The 20,431-nt window shown below is 34.8% G+C and carries 22 protein-coding genes and 1 pseudogene; 17 read left to right on the top strand and 6 right to left on the bottom strand.

The annotated features are described in order from the left end of the window. Window positions 1–80: 80 nt before the first annotated feature. From fliK to fliY, 9 genes are read left to right on the top strand one after another with little or no spacing between them, the layout of a single operon-like run. Window positions 81–1,730 (top strand): flagellar hook-length control protein FliK, encoded by a 1,650-nt coding sequence (gene fliK / locus TDSAC_RS08790; RefSeq protein WP_108310189.1) that lies wholly within the window; start codon window positions 81–83, stop codon window positions 1,728–1,730. Window positions 1,731–1,748: 18 nt separating this feature from the next. Continuing rightward, complete coding sequence (locus tag TDSAC_RS08785) at window positions 1,749–2,168, top strand: flagellar hook capping FlgD N-terminal domain-containing protein (RefSeq protein ID WP_108310187.1); 420 nt, start codon at window positions 1,749–1,751, stop codon at window positions 2,166–2,168. Further along, window positions 2,165–2,518: a TIGR02530 family flagellar biosynthesis protein gene (locus tag TDSAC_RS08780; protein ID WP_108310185.1), complete on the top strand. Its 354-nt coding sequence runs from the start codon at window positions 2,165–2,167 to the stop codon at window positions 2,516–2,518. The genes TDSAC_RS08785 and TDSAC_RS08780 overlap by 4 nt, the downstream gene beginning before the upstream one ends. Window positions 2,519–2,571: 53 nt before the next feature. Then, window positions 2,572–4,260 carry a flagellar hook protein FlgE gene (locus tag TDSAC_RS08775; protein WP_108310182.1) on the top strand — a complete coding sequence of 563 codons (1,689 nt, stop codon included), beginning with the start codon at window positions 2,572–2,574 and terminating at the stop codon, window positions 4,258–4,260. A gap of 30 nt (window positions 4,261–4,290) precedes the next feature. Beyond that, window positions 4,291–5,058: a flagellar basal-body rod protein FlgF gene (flgF, locus tag TDSAC_RS08770; protein ID WP_108310180.1), complete on the top strand. Its 768-nt coding sequence runs from the start codon at window positions 4,291–4,293 to the stop codon at window positions 5,056–5,058. After that, window positions 5,055–5,282 (top strand): flagellar FlbD family protein, encoded by a 228-nt coding sequence (locus TDSAC_RS08765; protein WP_108310178.1) that lies wholly within the window; start codon window positions 5,055–5,057, stop codon window positions 5,280–5,282. Before flgF ends, TDSAC_RS08765 begins: the two co-directional genes overlap by 4 nt. Before the next feature lie 3 nt (window positions 5,283–5,285). After that, complete coding sequence (locus TDSAC_RS08760) at window positions 5,286–6,080, top strand: flagellar motor protein (RefSeq protein ID WP_108310175.1); 795 nt, start codon at window positions 5,286–5,288, stop codon at window positions 6,078–6,080. After that, window positions 6,080–7,051 (top strand): flagellar motor switch protein FliM, encoded by a 972-nt coding sequence (gene fliM / locus TDSAC_RS08755; protein WP_108310173.1) that lies wholly within the window; start codon window positions 6,080–6,082, stop codon window positions 7,049–7,051. The genes TDSAC_RS08760 and fliM overlap by 1 nt, the downstream gene beginning before the upstream one ends. 4 nt (window positions 7,052–7,055) lie before the next feature. Continuing rightward, window positions 7,056–8,210 carry a flagellar motor switch phosphatase FliY gene (fliY, locus tag TDSAC_RS08750; protein WP_108310170.1) on the top strand — a complete coding sequence of 385 codons (1,155 nt, stop codon included), beginning with the start codon at window positions 7,056–7,058 and terminating at the stop codon, window positions 8,208–8,210. Window positions 8,211–8,233: 23 nt separating this feature from the next. Here fliY and TDSAC_RS08745 read toward each other — a convergent pair whose 3' ends face one another. Together TDSAC_RS08745 and thiM are read right to left on the bottom strand one after the other, a co-directional pair. Then, a complete protein-coding gene (locus tag TDSAC_RS08745; protein ID WP_108310167.1) occupies window positions 8,234–8,503 on the bottom strand; it encodes an acylphosphatase in 270 nt (89 codons plus the stop codon). Beyond that, window positions 8,487–9,308 carry a hydroxyethylthiazole kinase gene (gene thiM / locus TDSAC_RS08740; protein WP_108310164.1) on the bottom strand — a complete coding sequence of 274 codons (822 nt, stop codon included), beginning with the start codon at window positions 9,306–9,308 and terminating at the stop codon, window positions 8,487–8,489. Before thiM ends, TDSAC_RS08745 begins: the two co-directional genes overlap by 17 nt. Before the next feature lie 217 nt (window positions 9,309–9,525). Here thiM and TDSAC_RS08735 point away from each other — a divergent pair. The 5 genes and pseudogenes from TDSAC_RS08735 to TDSAC_RS08715 all read left to right on the top strand — a co-directional run. After that, a pseudogene (locus tag TDSAC_RS08735) lies at window positions 9,526–10,092 on the top strand (class I SAM-dependent methyltransferase); the annotation flags it as partial. Between the two features lie 47 nt (window positions 10,093–10,139). Continuing rightward, a complete protein-coding gene (locus TDSAC_RS08730) occupies window positions 10,140–11,303 on the top strand; it encodes a molybdopterin molybdotransferase MoeA (protein WP_108310160.1) in 1,164 nt (387 codons plus the stop codon). Window position 11,304: 1 nt separating this feature from the next. Further along, window positions 11,305–12,285, top strand: coding sequence for a molybdopterin-binding protein (locus tag TDSAC_RS08725; RefSeq protein ID WP_108310157.1), 981 nt, complete (start codon window positions 11,305–11,307; stop codon window positions 12,283–12,285). Continuing rightward, complete coding sequence (locus TDSAC_RS08720; protein WP_108310155.1) at window positions 12,282–12,632, top strand: DsrE family protein; 351 nt, start codon at window positions 12,282–12,284, stop codon at window positions 12,630–12,632. Before TDSAC_RS08725 ends, TDSAC_RS08720 begins: the two co-directional genes overlap by 4 nt. A gap of 21 nt (window positions 12,633–12,653) precedes the next feature. Beyond that, entirely contained in the window at window positions 12,654–13,256 is a 603-nt protein-coding gene (locus TDSAC_RS08715; protein ID WP_108310153.1) for a hypothetical protein, read from the top strand. Here the strand turns inward: TDSAC_RS08715 and TDSAC_RS08710 are convergent, their stop codons facing one another. Further along, entirely contained in the window at window positions 13,257–14,354 is a 1,098-nt protein-coding gene (locus TDSAC_RS08710) for a PocR ligand-binding domain-containing protein (RefSeq protein ID WP_108310151.1), read from the bottom strand. It abuts the gene before it with no gap. Between the two features lie 178 nt (window positions 14,355–14,532). On the opposite strand from TDSAC_RS08710, the gene TDSAC_RS08705 reads away from it, so the two are divergent. The 3 genes from TDSAC_RS08705 (at window position 14,533) to TDSAC_RS08695 (ending at window position 17,747) form a co-directional block, all read left to right on the top strand. Continuing rightward, entirely contained in the window at window positions 14,533–15,768 is a 1,236-nt protein-coding gene (locus TDSAC_RS08705) for a hypothetical protein (protein WP_108310149.1), read from the top strand. Between the two features lie 118 nt (window positions 15,769–15,886). Further along, window positions 15,887–17,080 carry a methionine adenosyltransferase gene (metK, locus tag TDSAC_RS08700; protein WP_108310147.1) on the top strand — a complete coding sequence of 398 codons (1,194 nt, stop codon included), beginning with the start codon at window positions 15,887–15,889 and terminating at the stop codon, window positions 17,078–17,080. Window positions 17,081–17,153: 73 nt separating this feature from the next. Continuing rightward, complete coding sequence (locus tag TDSAC_RS08695) at window positions 17,154–17,747, top strand: ComF family protein (protein ID WP_108310145.1); 594 nt, start codon at window positions 17,154–17,156, stop codon at window positions 17,745–17,747. Here the strand turns inward: TDSAC_RS08695 and feoB are convergent. Genes feoB through TDSAC_RS09130 form a run of 3 tightly spaced genes read right to left on the bottom strand, consistent with a single transcriptional unit; the run spans window position 17,717 to window position 20,236 of the window. Continuing rightward, on the bottom strand, window positions 17,717–19,879 hold the full coding sequence (feoB, locus tag TDSAC_RS08690; protein WP_199919799.1) for a ferrous iron transport protein B: 2,163 nt from the start codon (window positions 19,877–19,879) through the stop codon (window positions 17,717–17,719). The genes TDSAC_RS08695 and feoB overlap by 31 nt on opposite strands. Further along, on the bottom strand, window positions 19,846–20,073 hold the full coding sequence (locus tag TDSAC_RS08685; RefSeq protein WP_108310140.1) for a FeoA family protein: 228 nt from the start codon (window positions 20,071–20,073) through the stop codon (window positions 19,846–19,848). Before TDSAC_RS08685 ends, feoB begins: the two co-directional genes overlap by 34 nt. Beyond that, the gene (locus TDSAC_RS09130) at window positions 20,060–20,236 is read right to left on the bottom strand and encodes a hypothetical protein (RefSeq protein WP_199919798.1); all 177 of its coding nucleotides are present in this window, start codon (window positions 20,234–20,236) and stop codon (window positions 20,060–20,062) included. The genes TDSAC_RS08685 and TDSAC_RS09130 overlap by 14 nt, the downstream gene beginning before the upstream one ends. Window positions 20,237–20,431: the final 195 nt, after the last annotated feature.

The following is a 20,431-nucleotide window of genomic DNA, read 5'->3' as shown; positions in this document are numbered from 1 at the left end:
ATTTTTGTCGATAAATCATAAGAGAAGATATTTTCTAATAAGGAAATATATAATTTTGAAGATAGAAAGGAGGTGAAAGTTTGAACTCTTCGCCTTTGGCAAATCTACCTATATTGCAGTCGGGCAATTCTGTGCCGAATCCGAATCAATCATCTATCTCGCAAGATGAGGTTTTTTCTTCAATTTTAGAACAACTTGTTAGCGAATTTGCCCAAAACGAAGTCAATACAGCCCAAAGCTCACAAATTAATATCCAAACTACTAATCCAAAATCTCAATTACAACCAGGAAGTGAAAGTAGCGATCAAAGCGTTTCTGGCCAAATACAATCTTCTTTGGTACTTATTCAGATGCCAAATCAGATGCCTGTTATAAATTTGTCAGGTCAAATCCCTGTTGTTTTGGGTTTAAATTTGTCTCAGGATCAAAATAGCGCTCAAAGTGCTTTAAAAGATCAAACTAACAAAAGCAACCCTACTCTAACTCAACCAGATATCCAAATCTTGGGGCCATTGCAAGATGCTCAAATAATTCCTCTACAGTTAGCTGATATTTTAAATTCTTCTCCTGTCTTAAGTTCTCAAGCAAGTAACGGTGCAATCAATATTCAGAATAACTCTAATGTATTAAGTACTATACAAACAAATACTCAAAGCCCCTTCTTATTAGAATCTCAATTAACTGTTCCTCAAGCACAATCAACGTCTCAAAGCACACTTATTCAAACTGCTAATTTAACCCCTTCTAGTCAGTTAGCTCAGAATAGCACTCCTTTTAATTTAAACTCTATTCAGGCTTTGCAAAGCTCTACAAATATTTCTCAGGATAATTCTGGAGAAAATGATACTACTTTAATAAACTCTAGTTCTTTAAATACTTTGTCAAATCTTTCACAAAATTTGCAGACTATTTCTGACAAATCATTTAGTACTTCACAGTTAGCATTAAATTCTCAAGTCTTTATAAATCAACCAAATTTATCAAGCTCTATTACAGGAACTCTAACATCTTCTCAGAACTTAAATCAACAAGCTTTTAATTATCAGAATCAGTCTGTAGCACAAAATATCTCAAACACTATAACTTCTCAGATACTCAGTAACCTAAGTATCCCTTCTTCTGTGAACTCTCAAATTACGGTTGCTAACCTTCTCTCTGGGCAAATAGCCTCTGGTTTTAATCAGGCAAATTCTTTGTCTAACTCATCTGAAAACAAATTAACAGATGCCAATGAAGCTATCTCTTCAAATTTGCTAGGTCCCCAATTGTCAATAATCAATAATATTGTAACGCCAAACCAGAGCATGTCGTATCATTCCATTTCACTGGACGCATATCAAAAGATCCAGAACATGATGCAGGATTTGAGATTTAATTCTCCAAAAGACATAGAATTTTTACTAGAACCACCAGATCTGGGTAAAGTAAAGCTAAACGTATCACTTGATAGGGCTACAAATTCCGTAAACATGACCTTTTTTGTTGTAGACGATCTTGCAAAACACGCTATTTTATCGAATATGCAAGATTTTAGACAGATTTTACAATCAAATGGCTTTGCGCCAAATAATGTAAATGTCTATATAAATTCCGACCAGAAGGACCAGGGGTTTAACCAGAATTTCAGTCATGTAATTTATCCTTTAAATAATAATAATAACGTTTCTTTAGATACTGCACTTATAACGGGTATTCAAAGTCTTAAAGACGGTGTTGATATAAGAGTATAAGAAAAAGGAGGTATTGAAATGTCAGTTTCAAGCGTTGGTTCGACGAGTAATAATGTCAGTACAAGTTCTAATTCTAGTTCAAGTTCAAGCGCTAATAGCCTGGCAAACACCAATGCTTTTTTGACTCTTTTGATTGCTCAACTAAAAAATCAAGATCCACTTAATGCTATGAGTACAAGTGAATTTATGAATGAGTTATCAGCTCTTACTACCACACAACAGATGACAAACATGAGTAATGCTGTTCAAGAATCTGTGGTAAACATAAATAACCTATATGCTACTAGCTTAATAGGTAAAAAAATTCAATATACAGCTGCTGACAACAGCACACAAAGCGCTACAGTTACTCAGGTAACTATAAGTAATAACAATCCATCTTTAGTTTTAGATAACGGTTCTACTATAAATCTTTCTAACATAGTAAGCGTTTTATGAAGATAGACAAAATTCAAGGACAAGGCATTTCAAATAAGAGTTTTACAAAACTTCAGTCAGATTCAAGTTTTGCTGAGATATTAAATAACGAAATTAGCAGTATAAACTTTACCAATCATGCCTCAAAGCGCCTTGAATCAAGGGGTATAAGCCTTAGCTCTCAAGATATTTCAAGAATGAACTATGCTATGGAAAGGCTTGCAAAAAAGGGTTCAAAAGAATCTCTTGTGCTTATGGACAACAAGGCTTTTGTAGTCAATCCAAAAAGCAAAACGATTATAACTGCTGTAAGTCAAGAGAACTTAAAGGATAATGTTTTTACAAATATTGATAGTGCAATAATATTATAAAATGGGCTGGACCGCATGTCGGAGGCCCTCGAAAAATTTAAGGAGGGTAAAATATGTTAAGAGCTATGTCTTCTGCTGTTAGTGGTTTACAAAATAACCAGACGGCTATGGACGTTATAGGCAACAACATTGCAAACGTTAATACGATTGGTTTTAAGGCAAGTACAGTTACTTTTTCTCAGATGCTTTCTCAAACTTTGAGCGGGGCTTCAGCTCCTCAAAACGGTTTGGGGGGGATTAACCCAATGCAAATTGGTTTGGGCACTCAAATTGCTGCTATTTCTACCCCTTTTACCAGCTCCTCTACTGAAAATACTGGAGTAAATACTGATCTTGCTATACAGGGTAACGGCTTTTTTATTGTGAATAACGGCTCTCAAAATTTCTATACTAGAGACGGCTCATTTAATGTAGATGCAAACGGAAATCTCGTAAACAGCGCAGGTCTCAAAGTTCAAGGCTGGCAAGCTGACTCTAGTGGAGTAGTGAATCCTTCAGGTCCTGTATCTGATCTAAAAATTCCTATAGGACAATCCATGCCAGCAAAACAGTCAAACAACATTACCATGACGGGAAATCTTGACGCATCCCAATATGCGAACACTTCAACTTCCAGTACGCCATATGCCGTTACTTCATCTGGAGCAATATATGATTCTCTTGGTGTATCTCACTCTGTTACTACAGTTATAACTCCAACTGGAGCTCAAAACACGTGGAAGTGGAGAACTCTAACGACACTTCCATCGGCTAATGTTCCCAGTAAGACTGCTTCTTCTGCTCCCATAGGGGCTACTCAAACTGGCAACATAACTCTTTCTTTTAATGGTTATGCAATTCAGAGTATTGTTGGCGACAATGTACCATACAACTTAACTATTACGGTTCAAAATGGTGATAGCCCTTCCACTATAGAACAAAAGGTTATAAACGCTATAAATAACGATCAAATACTAAAGAACTATTTTGTAGCAAGCAATAGCACTACAACACCTGGAAGTGTTAACCTGCAGTCAAAACTGGTGGATCCAACAGGAACTTATGGCACTAACTGGCTCCAAATTACTGAAAATGATGGTTCTACAGGTGCTGCTACAGGGCTTAATGGTTTTTCTTATGTACCTACTGATGTAGGTACTACTCCTGTGTCAAATGTTTATGCTACTTCTGGTTATGGAACCTTAACTTTTAACTCTAATGGTTCGCTTTCAAATGTTACGACTACTTATCCAACTCCTTCTAGCTCTACAGCAACACTTTTAATAAATCCATCTACTGGTGCATCTACTCCATGGACTCCCACAATTAACTTTTTTGGCATGACACAATATGGAGGCTCTTCCAGTCTGAACTTTGCCAGTCAAGATGGTTATTCTTCTGGTTCTTTACAGAGCTATTCAATAGATCAGTCAGGTGTTATTACCGGTACTTATTCTAATGGCCTTACAAATGCTATAGGTCAGATTGCACTTGCCAATTTCCCAAATCCATCAGGCTTAACCAGTAACGGATCAAACATATATAGCACTTCTTCGAATTCTGGAACTGCACAAATTGGTGCTGCTGGTTCTGGTGGTATTGGAACAATTATTCCAAGCGCCCTTGAGATGTCCAATGTAGACCTTTCTCAGCAGTTTACGAATTTGATTACTACCGAAAGAGGTTATGAGGCAAACGCAAGAGTTATAACTACATCAGATCAAATGCTTCAGGAACTATTATCGTTAAAAGCTGCCCCGTAGGAGTTTGCGAATTTTTAGGAGGTTAAAGTTATGGATAATTCTATTTTTACCGCTACAAGCGGCGCTTTGTCCAGCCAAAGCGCCCTAGATGTGGTAGCAAACAATATTTCAAACGTTAATACGACCGGATTCAAAGAAAGCAATCCTACTTTTGCTGATATCTTATCACAGGAACTTTCATTTGCAACCTCAAGGACAAATCCTCTTCAAATCGGAATAGGTTCTAAGCTTAATTCTACATCGTTCTCGTTTACTCAAGGACCAGTTCTAACAACTAATAACCCTACGGATCTTGCAATCAACGGAAGCGGTTTCTTTGTTGTTTCTGACGGTACAAAAACCTATTACACGAGGGATGGATCCTTTAGCCTGGATAGCAATGGTAACCTTGTGACTGTCGATGGTTTGTATGTACAGGGCACAAATGGCAACATAAATATAAATACTACTGCTAAAAATTTTGTAAATTTTACAGTCAATCCGGACGGTTCTGTTTATTCGAATTTCACAAATGGTCAATCCGTTTTAGATGGAAAAATTATGGTGGTTGATTTTATAAATAAAAATGCTCTTATAAACGTCGGAGGAAATAATTTTAGTGCTTCTATAAATTCAGGCAGTCCGGTAACACTTAGTAGCAATTATTCAATAATCCAAAATGCGTTAGAAGGTTCAAATACTGATCTTGCAACCCAAATGACCAATTTAATAGATTACGAGAGAACTTATCAGGTAAATGCTCAAGCCATTACTACGAGTGATAATATGCTTAAGACTGCAATAGGACTTATAGTATGATAAAATTAACAAAACTAAACGATGCAGAATTTATTTTGAATTCTGATCTGATAGAATCTATAGAGAGTTCGCCTGATACAACTATAACTCTCTTTACAGGTAAAAAATTTATGGTGAAGGAGTCTCCCGAAGAAATAGTAGAAAAGATAATCGATTATAATAAAAAGATAGGTTTAAGGTTTGTTAAAGCTAGGATGCAAAATACATCTGAAAACAAGGATTAATATATGGACATAGCAACAATTGCAGGTTTTATCATTGCTTTTGGATCTATAACTTTATCTGTTATTATTGAGGGTGGCTCGTTTTCCCATTATCTGAGCTTGCCTGCATTTGTGCTAGTACTTGGTGGTACTACTGGTGCTGTAGTCATAAACACAACTGTAGATCAATTAAAAATGGTCCCAAAAATAGTTAGAAAGGCATTTTTTGCGCCAAAGGATAACCCGGTGAAAGTTATAGATCAAATTGTTAGACTTGCAGAAAAGGCCAGGAGAGAAGGCCTATTATCCCTTGAGGCTGAGCTTGAGGGTGTTGATGATCTGTTTATGAAGAGGGGGGTTCAACTGGTAGTAGATGCTGTTGATCCAGAACTGGTTAGGGCAATTTTAGAAAATGATTTAGAAATAATGGAAGCAAGACACAAGTTGGGTGAAAATTTCTTTATAGGATTAGGGGGATTTGCACCTACTTTAGGTATTCTTGGTACTGTTATGGGTCTTGTTCACATGCTAGCAAATCTGGAAGACCCAAGCGGCGTCAGCCAGGCGATTGCTGGTGCCTTCATAGCTACTTTATATGGCGTGGGTGTGGCCAATCTTGTGTTTTTGCCCATTGCTGGGAAATTGGGCGTAAGGAGTAAGGAGGAAGCGCAAATTAAGACAATGATAATGGAAGGTATACTCTCAATACAGGCAGGAGATAACCCAAGGATAATAGAGGAAAAATTGAAGGTATTTTTGCCTCCAACGCTAAGGCTAGCATATGAAACACAAAAAGAAAAGGAAAGAGTTAGTGCATAATGGCTGATGTTTTAAGTCAAGATGAAATAGATGCAATCCTGAATGCCTTTAATACAGGTCAAGTTAGTGCTGATTTACTTGAAAAAGAACCAGAAAAGACTGTAAAGACTTATGACTTCAAAAGACCTAGTAAATTTTCAAGGGATCATCTTAGAACGCTTGAATTGATTCATGAAACGTATGGAAGGTTGGTAGCAACTTCTCTTTCAAGCCTGGTAAGAGGTAGTATGAGGTTAGATTTTTCTGCAATAGATCAAGTCCCATATGAAGAATTTATAAACTCGCTAATTCCTCCTGCAATGATTGTAATAATTAGTTGGGAAAGTACAGGACTTTCAATGGTTTTGGAAATGAATCTAAATATTACATTAGCTCTTGTGGATAGATTGTTAGGTGGTTCTGGGCTTCCGCCACCTAGTCCAAGGGCTCCAACTGACATAGAAAATGCTTTGATTGCTAAGATTGTTGATAGGCATCTTGTAGCTCTTGAAGAGGCATGGAGAACAGTCTATCCCGTAAGTCTTAGCTTCGTAGGAACAGAAACAAACCCTGAATTCGCACAAATTGTTCCAGCAAACGAAATGGTTGTGTTAATAACTATGGATATAGGTATCGGAGACCTTAGTGGTATAATGTCTTTAGCAATTCCATATAGTTTGTTAGAGCCAATAGTTAATCATCTTTCTGCTCAAAGATTTTTTGTAAAGAAAAAGGCAGAAAATGATATAGAAAAAGAATACGTTTACCAGCACGTTTTGAACGTAATAGTTAACTTACAGGTCTGTTTGGGTCATATGCATATTCTCTTGAGAGACTTGATTAATTTAAGGATAGGTGACACTCTATTGTTAGATACAAAGGTTGATAAACCGCTTGATGTTAAAATAGAAAAGAAGCTGAAATTTTTAGGAGTGCCTGGAAGGGTTGGTAAAAATTTGGCAATAAAAATTACTGATGTGCTGAGGGAATGAACTTATGAAACTAACTGATGAGCAAATAGATGCAATAGGTGAAGTATTAAATATGGCAATGGGGTCCGCTGCAACTACTCTTTCTCAATTGGTTAATAAGAAAATATCAATAACCTCGCCGATGGTAGACATAAGCGATATTGAACAGATAGCAGCTGATTTCGAAGACAATTCTATTGGCGTGATGATAGGCTATGAGGGCGAAATTGAGGGTTCTTCGTTGCTTGTTGTCAAAAAAACTGATGGTTCAATTATTGCTGATCTTATGATGGGTGGGGAGGGAAATCCAGAACTTCCATTCGATGAACTTGCCGAGTCAGCTTTGCAAGAAGCTATGAACCAAATGATGGGGGCAGCCTCAACGGCTCTGGCTAGCCTTTTAGGTGGTAGGATTAATATAATGCCTCCTAGTGTAATTAATTTTGACGAACAGCCGATTGTTGAATCCTTGAAGCAGATAGCATTAGGAAAAGAAGCTGTAGAGGTATTATTTGATTTTACAGGAGAAAACGTTTTCCAAACAAAGTTGGTTATGATATTATCTGAACCTGTAGCACAAAAAATGGCTCAAATGGCCGTTAATAAGGTTAAGGCTATGCTTGAAACACAAGATGATAATTCATCAAAAGTTTCATCATCAGAAAGTCAAAGCGCTACTATGACATTTCAAAATGATTCACAACATTTAAATGCTGTTACTTCTGCAAATATTAATTCTTCCACTTACCAGTCAGGAGTTCAACAATCCTATTCATATCCACCACAAGCTCCGCAACAAAATCCTTACAATTATCCACCACCACCACATAGTTATTCGCCGCCACCTACATATCAACAGCAGCCACAAATACAAGCTTCTCAAGCTCAATTCCAACAGCTTCAACCATCGCCTCAGGGTGATTCAATTAATATTGAAAATCTTTTAAATATACCACTTGAGCTTAGCGTCTCGCTTGGTAACGCAAAAATGACGCTAAAGGAGGTATTAGAATTAAGGTCTGGGTCTGTTATTGAGTTAAACAAACTTGCAGGAGAGGCTCTTGAGGTTATGATAAACGATGAATTAATAGCTCGAGGTGAAGTGGTAGTTATAGATGAGAATTTCGGTATAAGGATTACTGAGATAATAAGCCCCAGAGAGAGATTGGAAAAGATTTAATTTTAATTATTTTTTAATTATATTTAATAAACGATTTTAAAGTCTTTAAAATCTAAATCGTTTAAGTCTTTTTTCACTTCTATGTCAATTACTTTTGAACCGGGGGATCCTCTCTTTAATTCTTTTAGTAGCTCATTTATCTTTTCTTCTTCACCAACTGCTATAACCTCTACAGAACCATCTCTAAGATTTCTAACCGTACCTTTGAGCCCTAAATTTCTAGCTACCTTTTGAGTGAAAGCCCTAAAATATACTCCTTGAACCTTTCCTATTACTTTAGCATACAGGGTCATTTTTTTCCCTCCAAATCGCGTTTAATTTCTCCTCGTCGTTTGAAATTAGATATGCTGAATCTATTAAACTATTTCTAAATGAACCAGGCAATGTACTTCTTTGTTCTGCTAATTTCCCAACTGATTTGAAAAATATACTTGCTCCAAGAGAAGCTATCAATAAATTTTCTCTTTCTATAGCCGCAAAACAGGCAACAATGGATCCTAACATACAGCCACAACCAGTTACTTTTGACATCAAAAAACTTCCGCCTTCAATTTCAAATACCCTTTCGCCATCGCTCACGAAGTCTTTTTCTCCTGTTACCAAAACTATGGATTTATATTTCTTTGCAGCTTCTTTAGCTATATTGGCATAATTTTTATTAGAAGAAATGGCATCTACTCCAATACCTTCAGCAGGCAGATCAATAAGAGTTGATATCTCAAAGGAATTTCCCTTTATAATGCTTATTTTTAGAGTTTTCAGGAGGTTTTTTGCTGTTCTTGTTCTAAACTTGCTTGCCCCAGCTCCTACGGGATCTAGAATCAGGGGAATATTTTTAAAATTTGCATATTTCCCGGCAAGGAGCATGTGATTTATTTCATCTTGCTTTAGAGTTCCAATGTTTAACAACACTGCTGAAGCCATATTTGTAATATCATCTAATTCAACTTCTTCCAATGCCATTATTGGAAGTGCACCAATTGCAAGCGTTACGTTTGCACTATCATTCATTGCAACATAATTTGTAATGTGGTGAATTAGTGGTTTTCTTTCTTTTATTTTCTGTAATATTTTTTTAATCCAATCGTAATTGTCCATTTTTCAAGCTCCTTAGAGATCTTATTTTAAAAATCATATATTTTATAATACTATAGATTGCTTTATAAGATAACTAAATTATAAAATAAGACTGTAATAAAGTGTTCTAAAAACTCGAATCAGGTTTGAATATTGTTTATAAAGTAATAAAATTTATTAATAAATTGTTTAAAAACTACAATTTAGTTTTTAGCGTTATAATGTTAAAGAGTTTTCTAGGAGGGTATTAGAATTGTACAAGGACATATCACAGTTTATAGACGTTAATAGGGTTTTAGAAGAAATAATAATTAAAGACGATCTAAGGGTATTAGATTTTGGTTGTGGAGTAGGAGCAATTTCTATACCATGTGCAAAGATGCTTCCTAAGGGGACGGTATTTGCTGTTGATAAAAATGCTGATGTTTTAAACGTAATGTTAAATCGTGCAAAAAGTGAAAATATAAACAACCTAATTGTTCTTAATTCGAGTTTTGAAGATTTAGAGTTTCAGCAAGAATATTTTGATCTTGTAATAATGTCGTCTGTATATCACGAATTAGAAGATGCTCCTTTAATTTTGAAAAAGATAAACAATTGGTTAAAATCTACAGGGATACTATCGGTAATTGAGTGGAAAAAGGAAAGGAAAGAAGATTTTGGACCGCCAGCTGTAGTTAGGGTAAAGGAAGATCTATTGTTGGGTACGCTTATATTTTCAGGATTTGATCTGATTCATATGGAAGATCTAACGCCTTCAATTTATCACGTAATATTAAAAAAATCTGACAGAATTAGTTCGTAGAACAAAAATTTTGATCGGATCATTAAATATAGAGAAAGGGATTTAATGTGATTGACGTTGAGAAAGCTAAATTATTAATATTGCAAAATGCTCCTCTTTTGAAAACAGAATATGTTCCTATCAGGGACTCAATAGGCAGAATACTAGCTGAAGATGTTAAAGTAGAAGAAGATATACCAGCGAGAAACCTGGCTGCTATGGATGGTTTTGCAATAAAACTACCATGTAGTGACAGGTGTAAAATAATTGGTGAGTCTAGAACAGACAGCCCCTTTTTAGGAGAAATTTCTCAAAACGAAGCTGTAAAGGTTTCTACAGGCTCAATTCTCCCAAATGGGAGCAATGCTGTGGTTCTGATTGAAGACACTTTAGTAAGTTCTGATATTGTTTATATTAAAAAAATACCCTTAGAGGGGAGAAACATATTTAAAAAAAGCGAAGAGTATGAAGCAGGATCAATTGTTTCTTATAATGGTTCGAAGATCTCTCCCTTTGATTTCGCTACTTTTTGTAGAGTTAATAAGACTAAAGTAAAGGTTTTTGAAAAGGTTAGGGTATCTTTACTTGCAGTAGGAAAAGAACTTGTAAGTTGTGAGGAAGAAGGTTTGTATAAAGATTTTTTAACGCCAACATTTGAAGCAATTTTAAAAAGGCCTCATATAAAAATTCAAAGAAACCTCATATGTAGGTATAATTACGAGATTGAAGATGAATTGAAGAGAGCGCTGGATGATTCAGATATTATAATTTCTTTTGGGAATGCATCATTTGATTCTAGTGACGGCCTTTTCCCTGTTGTCCAAAAAATATTTGATCCAATTTTTTGGAGAGTAAAAATGCAACCAGGTAAGTCTTTAATGGCTTTTAAGAAACATAAAACTTATTACTTTGGTTTGTCTGGCAACGTTTGGGCTGCTGCCTTGGGATTTTTTCTTTTTATAAGGCCCTTAATATTTTTGCTTTCTGGCCAGGATTATAGGTTTAAATCTTTTGAGAGCGTGCTTGGCGAGGCCTTTAATAAGTCTTCTAAAGAAGTAAGATTTTTAAGAGGTACTATGATTGGCAATAAATTTTATTTCAAAAAATTTTCACAACACAGCCATTCTCTTAGGGGTTTTAGAGATATGACCCATATTGCTATGTTAAATCCTGGCCCACCACAGGATACAGGAACTAAAGTAAAGGTATTCGAATTTTCTTTGGAGGTTTAAAGTGTATCATTCTAAAAGGGTGCCAATTGAAGAAAGTGTTGGAATGACACTAGGATATGACCTAACGAGAATTATTCCTGGCAAGCACAAAGAGGCTGTTTTTAGAAGAGGGCATGTCATTACTGCCGATGATATACCTATTTTGAAAGAGATCGGCAAAGATTTTATATGGGATTTAAAAATTGCTGAAGACGAACTTCATGAAGATGAGGCTGCTTTAAGGCTTGCAAGGGCGATATCTGGCGATAATCTGATTGTTAAAATGCCTGGTGAAGCCTGGGCTGATGTGATTGCAACAAAAAAGGGACTTTTTAAAGTTAGGGTAAGGCAACTCGATGCTATAAACTCAAGAGGAGATACCTTTGTGGCTACTCTTAAAAGCAATACTGTAGTTGAAGAAGGTAGAATTGTTGCAAAAGCAAAGGTTCAAGGATTAGTTGTAAAGAAAAGAGAAATAGAATTAATTGAGGGTGAGTGCAAAAATCTTGGGAAAGTTCTAACTCTTCATCCTTTTATAAGCATGAAAGTAGGTCTGATTGTTACTGGATCAGAGATTTATTATGGTAGAAAAGAGGATTCATTTACCCCGCTAATTGTGAGTAAGGTAGCAAAGTTTAATTCTGAAGTATTTATGAGGGAATGTTTACCAGATGATCCTGATTTAATTTCTAATACTATTTTAAAGTTTGTTCAAAATAAAGCTCAGGTTATAATTATAACTGGTGGGATGAGTCCAGATGACGTTTCTGCTGAAGGAGTAAGAAGATCTGGTGCAGCTGTAGTAAGTTATGGTGCGCCACTTTCACCTGGTGCAATGTTCCTTGTGGCCTATTTTAATGATATTCCAATTTTTGGTATTCCTGGTGGTGCACTGAGATTCGAACCAGGGGCATTTGACTTGTTTGGACAGCTTGCTTTTGCTGGTTTGAGGATTACCTTTGAGATGATTAGACATTCTGGACACGGAGGTTTGTTAAGATGAATCTATTCAAAGTATGTTTTCACGTTTCAAAGTTAGAAGATTGGCCAGTTGCTTTAAAGAATATTAATAATTTTATTAACGATATATCAGGTGAAAGTGAGTTCGATATAAGGGTTGTAGCTAACTCGGCAGGTGTATTAATTTTAACAAATGAATTAAGGGGCGAACTTGAGCTTAATATGAAAGAGTTATCTGAAAAGAGGGTTACCTTTGAATTTTGCAATAACGCTCTAAGTTTTTATAAGATAGATAAGAAAGTGGTATTTGATTGGGCTAAGGTTGTTAAAGCAGGTATTACCGAGATTGTAAGACTTCAAGATTTAGGGTTTTCATATATAAAGCCGTAAATACAAAAGAGGGAGCAAAAAATGAAAAAGATAATACTATTGTTTTTATTTTTTTTCCTGATCTTTAGTTCTACTGTTTTTGCTCAAGGATTCGACCCAAACATATATACTTGTAAGGATTTTGTCCAGAGCTATTCAAATGATTCTGGTAGCGTAGCTTTGCAGACATTATGGGCCTGGGGTTTTCTAACTTTTAAAGATGAAAGCCTTATGTCTTTGAATAGCGATATGTTAAAGTCTCTAGCTAATGATTTGAATGAAAGCTGCTCTCAAAATTTGAACACATCTTTTGTTGAATTTATCAGAAAATATTTTACTTTTAAATATGTAAGAAGTTCAAAGAATGGTGAGGATGTAGCAATATTTAATCCAAAACAGTATACATGTAAAGCGTTTTTGACTTCCCTTGATGCAAATGATACAACCTCTGACGACCTTGTAGGATACGCCCTGATATGGGGCCTTGGGTATACAGCCGCTTATAGGCCGGATGAAGTTGACGTGGTCGACGATCAAAGCGCTGGTACCCTGGCTGGATTTATGAAAAATTTGGTATGTAAGGATCCAAATGAAAGTTTTTATGATTCACTTCATGAACTATATAATAAATTGGAGAAAAAATAATTATTTAGCATTTCTTATTTTTAAAAGTTTTTCTGAAATTACATATAATTCTTCTGCTACTTTTGATATCTCATTTATAGATATTGCTTGATCTTCCGATACTTTAGCTATATTTTGAGAGCTTTCGAGAATTTGTTTTACTGATATATTTATTTCAGTTAATGTTTCGTTTATTTTATTGGCAAATTTCATAGACTCGGTAGCAAGTTTTTGTATTTCACTTGCCACAACTCCAAATCCCTTACCATGTACACCTGCTCTGGATGCTTCTATTGCAGCATTTAAACCAAGTAGTCTTGTTTGATTTGCAATCTTTTTGATAAAAGTATTTATAGCCTCAGTTTCGTCCAATTTGTTTCTTGCTTCGTTGACAATGGCAGCGGTTTCTTCACTTGAAGCGGCTAATTCTTCAGAAGTTGCTGATAGTGAGTTAAGTGTTTGGGTTAAGGAAGAAGATATTTTTTGGTTTTTGTCTATAGTTTCGAATAATTTCATCTCTTCTATCTTTGCTTCGACTTGAAACATAAGATAATTTGAGATAATTTTCCCAAGAGCGTCGAACATTATAGTAAAATTTCCTATTCTTTCTCTTGAATTTATGTGGGCAGTTTTTAAAGTTTTAAGGGCTTCTTCTATGTTTTCTACCCCAATTTCAGTAAAATACTTTCTAAAGTGTTCTATCATTTCTTTATCGGGTTCTTTGGGCAAACACTGTCCCCCTGCAATATTTCCTATTCTTTTTCCATATAATAGAACTGGAACTATAAAGTCTTGAATATTTGCATGACAAAAGTAATATTGTGGCTTGCCTTGTTCCATTGCATCTTTGCCACGCTTTGCTGCTTCTTGTTTACATCGTGTGAACCCCTTTTCTGTAGCTCGTATAATTTTCCCGCACAAGTCAGAATGATTTATTGGAGGTATAACAGGAGTTCCCTCCGGATCGGATATTGTTACGGCGAAATCGAGTTCTTTTGAAAGTTTATCAAAAAAATCATATATCCATCTCTTTTCTTCTTCTGTAAGTAACTTTGATAATTTTAGCTCTTCTTCTCCAAAATAATTTATTGCTTCCTTTAACCTTTCTTCTGAAGACATTTATTCCTCCTATGATTTTCAAATGAAATAATTTAACTATAATATTTAATGAATTTTAACATCTAATCTCCTGGTATACTAAAAAAATAAAATTTTTCTAAATATTCAGAATAGTTAACATATATTTTAATTGATTTTTAACTTTTTCTGATAAAATACTAATATGAGATTAAAAATTTTGTTACTAGCGTTTTTAGTTTTTTGTGCTTTAGTTTTAAAAGCTAATGCAAGTCCTGCTAATGAGAAAAAGGCTGTAATACTTCCTTATCTTGCTGAGACAACTTTTTTGGATGAAGATCCCGGATATTCTGAATCACAAATAAGAGCGTTTGATAATACGCTCCCAGGATATTCCCTTAAATATATGGACGCTGATGATGTTAAATTATTTGAAAAGAAATTTAATGGGATAAATAAAGAATTTATTATGTCTTGTGCATATTTTGCTTTGGGAAATGTTAATAATGATGATATAGTAGTCTTGCCAATTATACACCTTGTTGATATAGTTAACCTTCCAAATTTAATTTTTGATAAGTATGAAATAAATATTTGGCTTGAAATCAGAATTTATAACGCAAAGACGGGGGACTTAATTTATGGAGTTGCTCAAAGGAATATAAAAACGTTTAATTCTGGCCCTGTTAAATATTTACCAGGTGGATTTCCTCAAAGATTCAGAGAAGTCAACTATCTTAAATATTTACACAGCGAGATAAAAGTTGCACTAAAGCCGTTTTTATCTGGAGTTAGAGCACTAAATGCTCCATATTATCCTCTTGGGAGAAAAACTTTAGGAGTTGTGCCATCAATTATAGTTTTTCCTCCTCAAGCAAAAAATGGAATATATCTTGCTTCTTATGAAGAGACACCTTTCCCTATGAAGATGTTTGTAGATTCTTTAAAAAAGTACAAAAGTGATGTCATGCTTTTGTCCTTTCAAGACGTTGCTGCGTTCAATCCTGCGGATATGTCTACTGATTCAAGGGCCTTTATAGCAGATAAAATGGGATTTAGGCCTGAAGAAACGCTCTTTTTGGTTACAACTATTTCTCACGTTCCAAACTTCCCTCAACCTCTTTTGTTACCTCAGCCAATAGCGTCAAGCCCTGGAGCGGTTCTTGATCTTTTGAGTTTACCATCCTTTGGTGGTTCCTGGTGGATCGGAAGATTTTTGTCTTTATCTCCTAAAAAAAAGATTCTTATGGACGTGAATTTTAAGCTTATTGACGTAGAGGGTAAAATGGTTTGGTCAGACAATATAAAGAAAGAAATATCCTTTCGCCTACATCAAAATGAAACGTGGGTTACCAGAAAGCAAATTCTCTTTGAAGAAGGGAAAGTTCTTTCTGATTTGATTCCTGAAATTTGGCCCGATATAAATAACGCTATTAATAACTGGTCAACAGAATAAATTTTGGATTTACTTGAATATAATTCTTAAATTGCCACGAATGAATTGTAATGCTTGCAATTTTCTTATAAATATTTGATAATGTGAATTAAAATTTAATCTTCAGGAGGTACAAAAATTGATCCAAAACAAGCATTATTTTTTCACCTCAGAATCCGTTACAGAAGGCCACCCGGATAAAATTGCAGATCAGATTTCCGACGCCATTCTTGACGCAATTATAGAAGATGATCCAACTGGGAGAGTTGCAGCTGAGACCACTGTTGCTACAGGTTTGGTGTTAGTAGTTGGGCAGATCACTACAAAGACGTATGTAGACATCCCTAGTATTATCAGAAAGACTATTAAAGAGGTCGGTTATACCAGGGCAAAATACGGATTTGATAGCGAAACTTGTGCAGTTCTGACTTCTATAGATCCACAATCGCCCGATATAGCTCATGGAGTTGACGTGGCTTTGGAAAAACGTGGTGAAAAAGTTAGTGCGCCTGAAGAAGAACTTGGGGCAGGAGATCAGGGTATGGTATACGGATTTGCCTGTGATGAGACAGAAGAATATATGCCGCTCCCTATTACACTTGCCCATAATTTAGCCAAAAGGTTAGCTTTTGTCAGAAAAAATAGAATAATCCCTTTCTTAAGACCTGATGGTAAAACACAGGTTACTGTAGAATATGAGGGTTTTAGACCAATAAGAGTTGATACTGTTCTTATATCTACTCAGCACAAACCAGATGTTGAGAATGAGGAAATTGAAAAAGAGGTAGTAGAAAAGGTTATTATGCCAGTAATTCCAGAGAATTTGAGGGATGATTCAATGAAGATATTAATTAACCCATCTGGTAGGTTTGTGATTGGTGGTCCACAAGGAGATTCTGGTTTGACTGGTAGAAAAATAATTGTAGATACCTATGGAGGCATGGCCAGACACGGAGGAGGAGCATTTTCTGGTAAGGACCCTACAAAGGTTGATAGATCTGGTGCATATTATGCAAGATATGTAGCAAAAAACATTGTAGCAGCAGGACTTGCGTCAAGAGTTGAGATTCAAGTGTCTTATGCTATAGGAAAAGCTAATCCGCTTTCAATAATGATAGACACATTTGGTACTAATAATCTGCCAGAGGAAAGGATAGAAGAACTAGTTAAAGATATTTTTGATTTTAGACCAAGGTCTATCATCAATCAATTAGATCTTAGACGCCCTATATATAGGCCACTTGCTGCGTATGGTCATATGGGTAGAGTTGATCTGGGAGTTACCTGGGAAAAGTTAGATAAGGTTGATGAGCTCAAAAAGGGTTTAAATTAAACTTTAAATTCAGAGTTTAACCTTGCAAATCTTAAAAGATTTTTTTGCCCTCCTGTTTGGGGGGCATTGTATTTTGTGTGACGATTTGAGTCTTAAATATGTTTGTTCAAACTGTAGTTCAACGTTTGAAAAAGCCTTTGAGTTTTTTTATCCTCCTTTTAAAAAATCTTTTTCTATTGGTATATATAAGGATAAATTTAAAGATTTAGTAATAAAAGCAAAATCAGACTCGATAGCAATGGAAGAGATATCTAAATTAGTTTTGAGATTTCTAAAAGATAAAAAATTTGATGGATTTTATCTTTCGTGTATTCCTGATGACAAGTTTGGACGCTCCCATCTTGACAGAATTGTAAGCAATATCTCTAAAGAAAAGAGACTTCCTATATATAAATTTCAAAAGATAAGGGAGACAAAAAAACAGCATCTTTTGTATTTTCGTGAAAGAAGCCTTAATGTTGAAGACTGTTTTAAAGCAGAATTAAGTCCTGAAAGAGTGCTATTAATTGATGATGTTATAACTTCAGGAGCGACTTTAAGAAGTGCATACAAAGAATTAACCAGATCAGGTTCTAAAATAGTTTATTCTTTGGTTTTTGCTGTCTCACCACTTTTTTGGGAAAACTATAAAAAAAGTCAACGTACAAATAATTTCCCGGTTTGGTAAACTAAGGTAGAAACGCTATATGAAATTACCAATAATATACAGATTTCAAAGATAGTCCACTTTATACCATATTCTTGAATTAAGACGCTAATAGTAACAATACACGGCACAAAGAGTAAAATGAATATCATAAAGGATAGAGCTGAAAGCGGCGTAAATAAAGTTTTTAACCTGTTTATGAGTCCTTCATTTTTTTCTTTTTCTTGAAATGATGTAATTGTAAAGAAATTTAAGAGATTTGATGCGGCTTCAATAAAAGAATCTTTAAATTTTACAATTACTTTTAAAGTATCACTTGAAAAATTGTATTCTTCTGAATCTTTTACTGAGCCCGAACTTACTCGTTCTCCTTCGAGTATTTGTCCTAGAGTTCCAATGACTGCCTCTTTAGCAACCACGCTTGGCAAAAGAGTTGCAACTGCTTCCCATTTATCAAAGCCAGCAGGCGCAAATATAAATGAAATTGCTTTTGAACCCTGTGCAAGGTAACTTTCTCCACTAGGTGCGTTGTACGGCAAAGAGTTTACGCTCCACACAAGTATCATTGTGAATAGTATTACAGAACCAGCCTTTCTTACGAAAGACTTTACTCTAAAACCTGTGAGTTTTAAGAGAAATTTTAAAGGAGGGATTCTGTATGGCGGTAATTCTAATATAAACGGCGTAGAATCCATTTTTAAAGAGGGAACTGAAACTTGTAACAATATGACAAGTATTATTGCTATAAAAGCGCCCAGGAAATATAATCCAAGTATTATTAACTCCTTGAAGTTTTCGAAAAAAGCAGCAGTAAACAAAAGATATACTGGCAGTCTTGCTGAACAAGACATTAGTGGTATCATAAGGCCAGCAAGGAGTCTATCCTTTTGGGAATCAAGGCCTCTTGTGGCATAAATAGCAGGTACGTTGCATCCAAAACCAAGTATAAGAGGAATAAATACTTTGCCGCTTAATCCAATCGAACTCATGATCTTGTCAATAAGAAAAGCTGCTCTTGTCATATAACCACTTTCTTCAAGAATTGATATAAATAAAAAGAAAATTCCTATTAGTGGGAAGAAACTTATTACCGAACCTACACCGCCTATGATAGCTTCCTTTATAAGAGATTTAAATATATCTGGTAAAAACCATAGGAGATAAATTGTATACTTTCCAACGTAATCATTTATAAAATAACCGGTGAAGTCTACAAATGGTTTTGACAGATCAAAGGTGAGTTTAAATACTATAAACATCATAATAAAAAATAGTGGCAAACCTAAAAATTTGTTTAAAAGTATTGCATCAATTTTTTGAGTTAATTCATTATTATCTTTATGTCTTTTTAAAATTTTTTTACATATCGAAGATATAAGCTTATATCTTGATTCAATATATGTTGTGTTGCCAACGGCATAATCCAAAACGCTTTTATCAAGAAGCTTTTTGTCACTTAATTCGCTTATCATTTGCTGGTTGTTTTCTAGAATCCTTGCAGCTACAAAGGATAGGGGATAACCTAATTTTTCTCTTCTGTCAGATAATATCTCTTTTATACGTTTAAACCTCTTGTCAAGTTCTTCTTCAAAGAGAATATTTGGCAAATTTCTTTCATTTGCAGTTTTGTATATTGCTCTTTTAAGTTCATCTATGCCAATTCCTTTTATTCCTGATGTAGGAACTATTTCTACTGATAAAAGATCACTTAACCTTTTAAGATCTATTTCTGTCTTGTTTTTGATCATTTCATCAAAAAAGTTTAGGGCTATTATCATAGGTATCTCAAATTCTGATAACGCGAAAGTTAAAAAAAGACTTTTTTCGAGTTGGTTGCTATCTACTACGTTTACTATTAAGTCTGGCCTTTCATTAATTAAAAAATCTCTGGTTATTTTTTCCTCTAAAGAGAAAGGATTTAAAGAATATGCGCCTGGCAAGTCTACCAGAGAAAACAACTGGTTATTTATAATAATATTTGCTTCCTTTTTTTCAACTGTGACCCCTGGCCAATTGCCAACCTTCAGGTTTGAGCCAGATAGTGCATTTATGAGAGCTGATTTGCCTACATTAGGGTTTCCTACAAATGCAATCTTTATGGTTTTTTCGCTTAAATTGTCTATTTGTCTTCTTCTATAACGATGCCTGAACAAACCGAATCCCTTAATGAAATATTTTGTCCGTTTACACAGATGTGTATAGGATCTCCCAGAGGAGCCTTTCTTATCATGTGAATTTTTCCACCCTTTACTATTCCCAACTCTTGCAACCTTCTTGCAAGCTTTTCGTCCAATTTTATGTCAATCACTCTATATTTTTTGTTCTTCAAAGCCTTATTTAGAACCATTTTTTTCCTCCTTGGGAAGGGTTTCTAAATCGCAACAGCTAAAATCTTTTGTTTTACAAACTTTGTTAGGGCAACTGTCACACATACTTTTTCTTTTAGAAAAAATTTTATATAACACAAAAAAGGAAATAATGCCTACCAATAAAATAAATAAAAAATCCATAATTTTCCTCCAAAGTTAGTTTTGACTAACAATTAAAATTTAGTATAATTATCGACTTTTGTCAACCAACTATTTATTTAAAGGCGGAGATGTTTATAATTTATTTGATTTGTTTTTTTACTTTTTAAAACAAATCTAATCTTATTTCATTTATAATATATAATGTAATAGTTGATAGCCAAAAACAGTAGTTTT

It is taken from the genome of Thermodesulfobium acidiphilum (genome assembly GCF_003057965.1).
Classification (GTDB): Bacteria; Thermodesulfobiota; Thermodesulfobiia; order Thermodesulfobiales; family Thermodesulfobiaceae; genus Thermodesulfobium; species Thermodesulfobium acidiphilum.
This window is presented reverse-complemented; position numbering and strand designations above follow the sequence as displayed.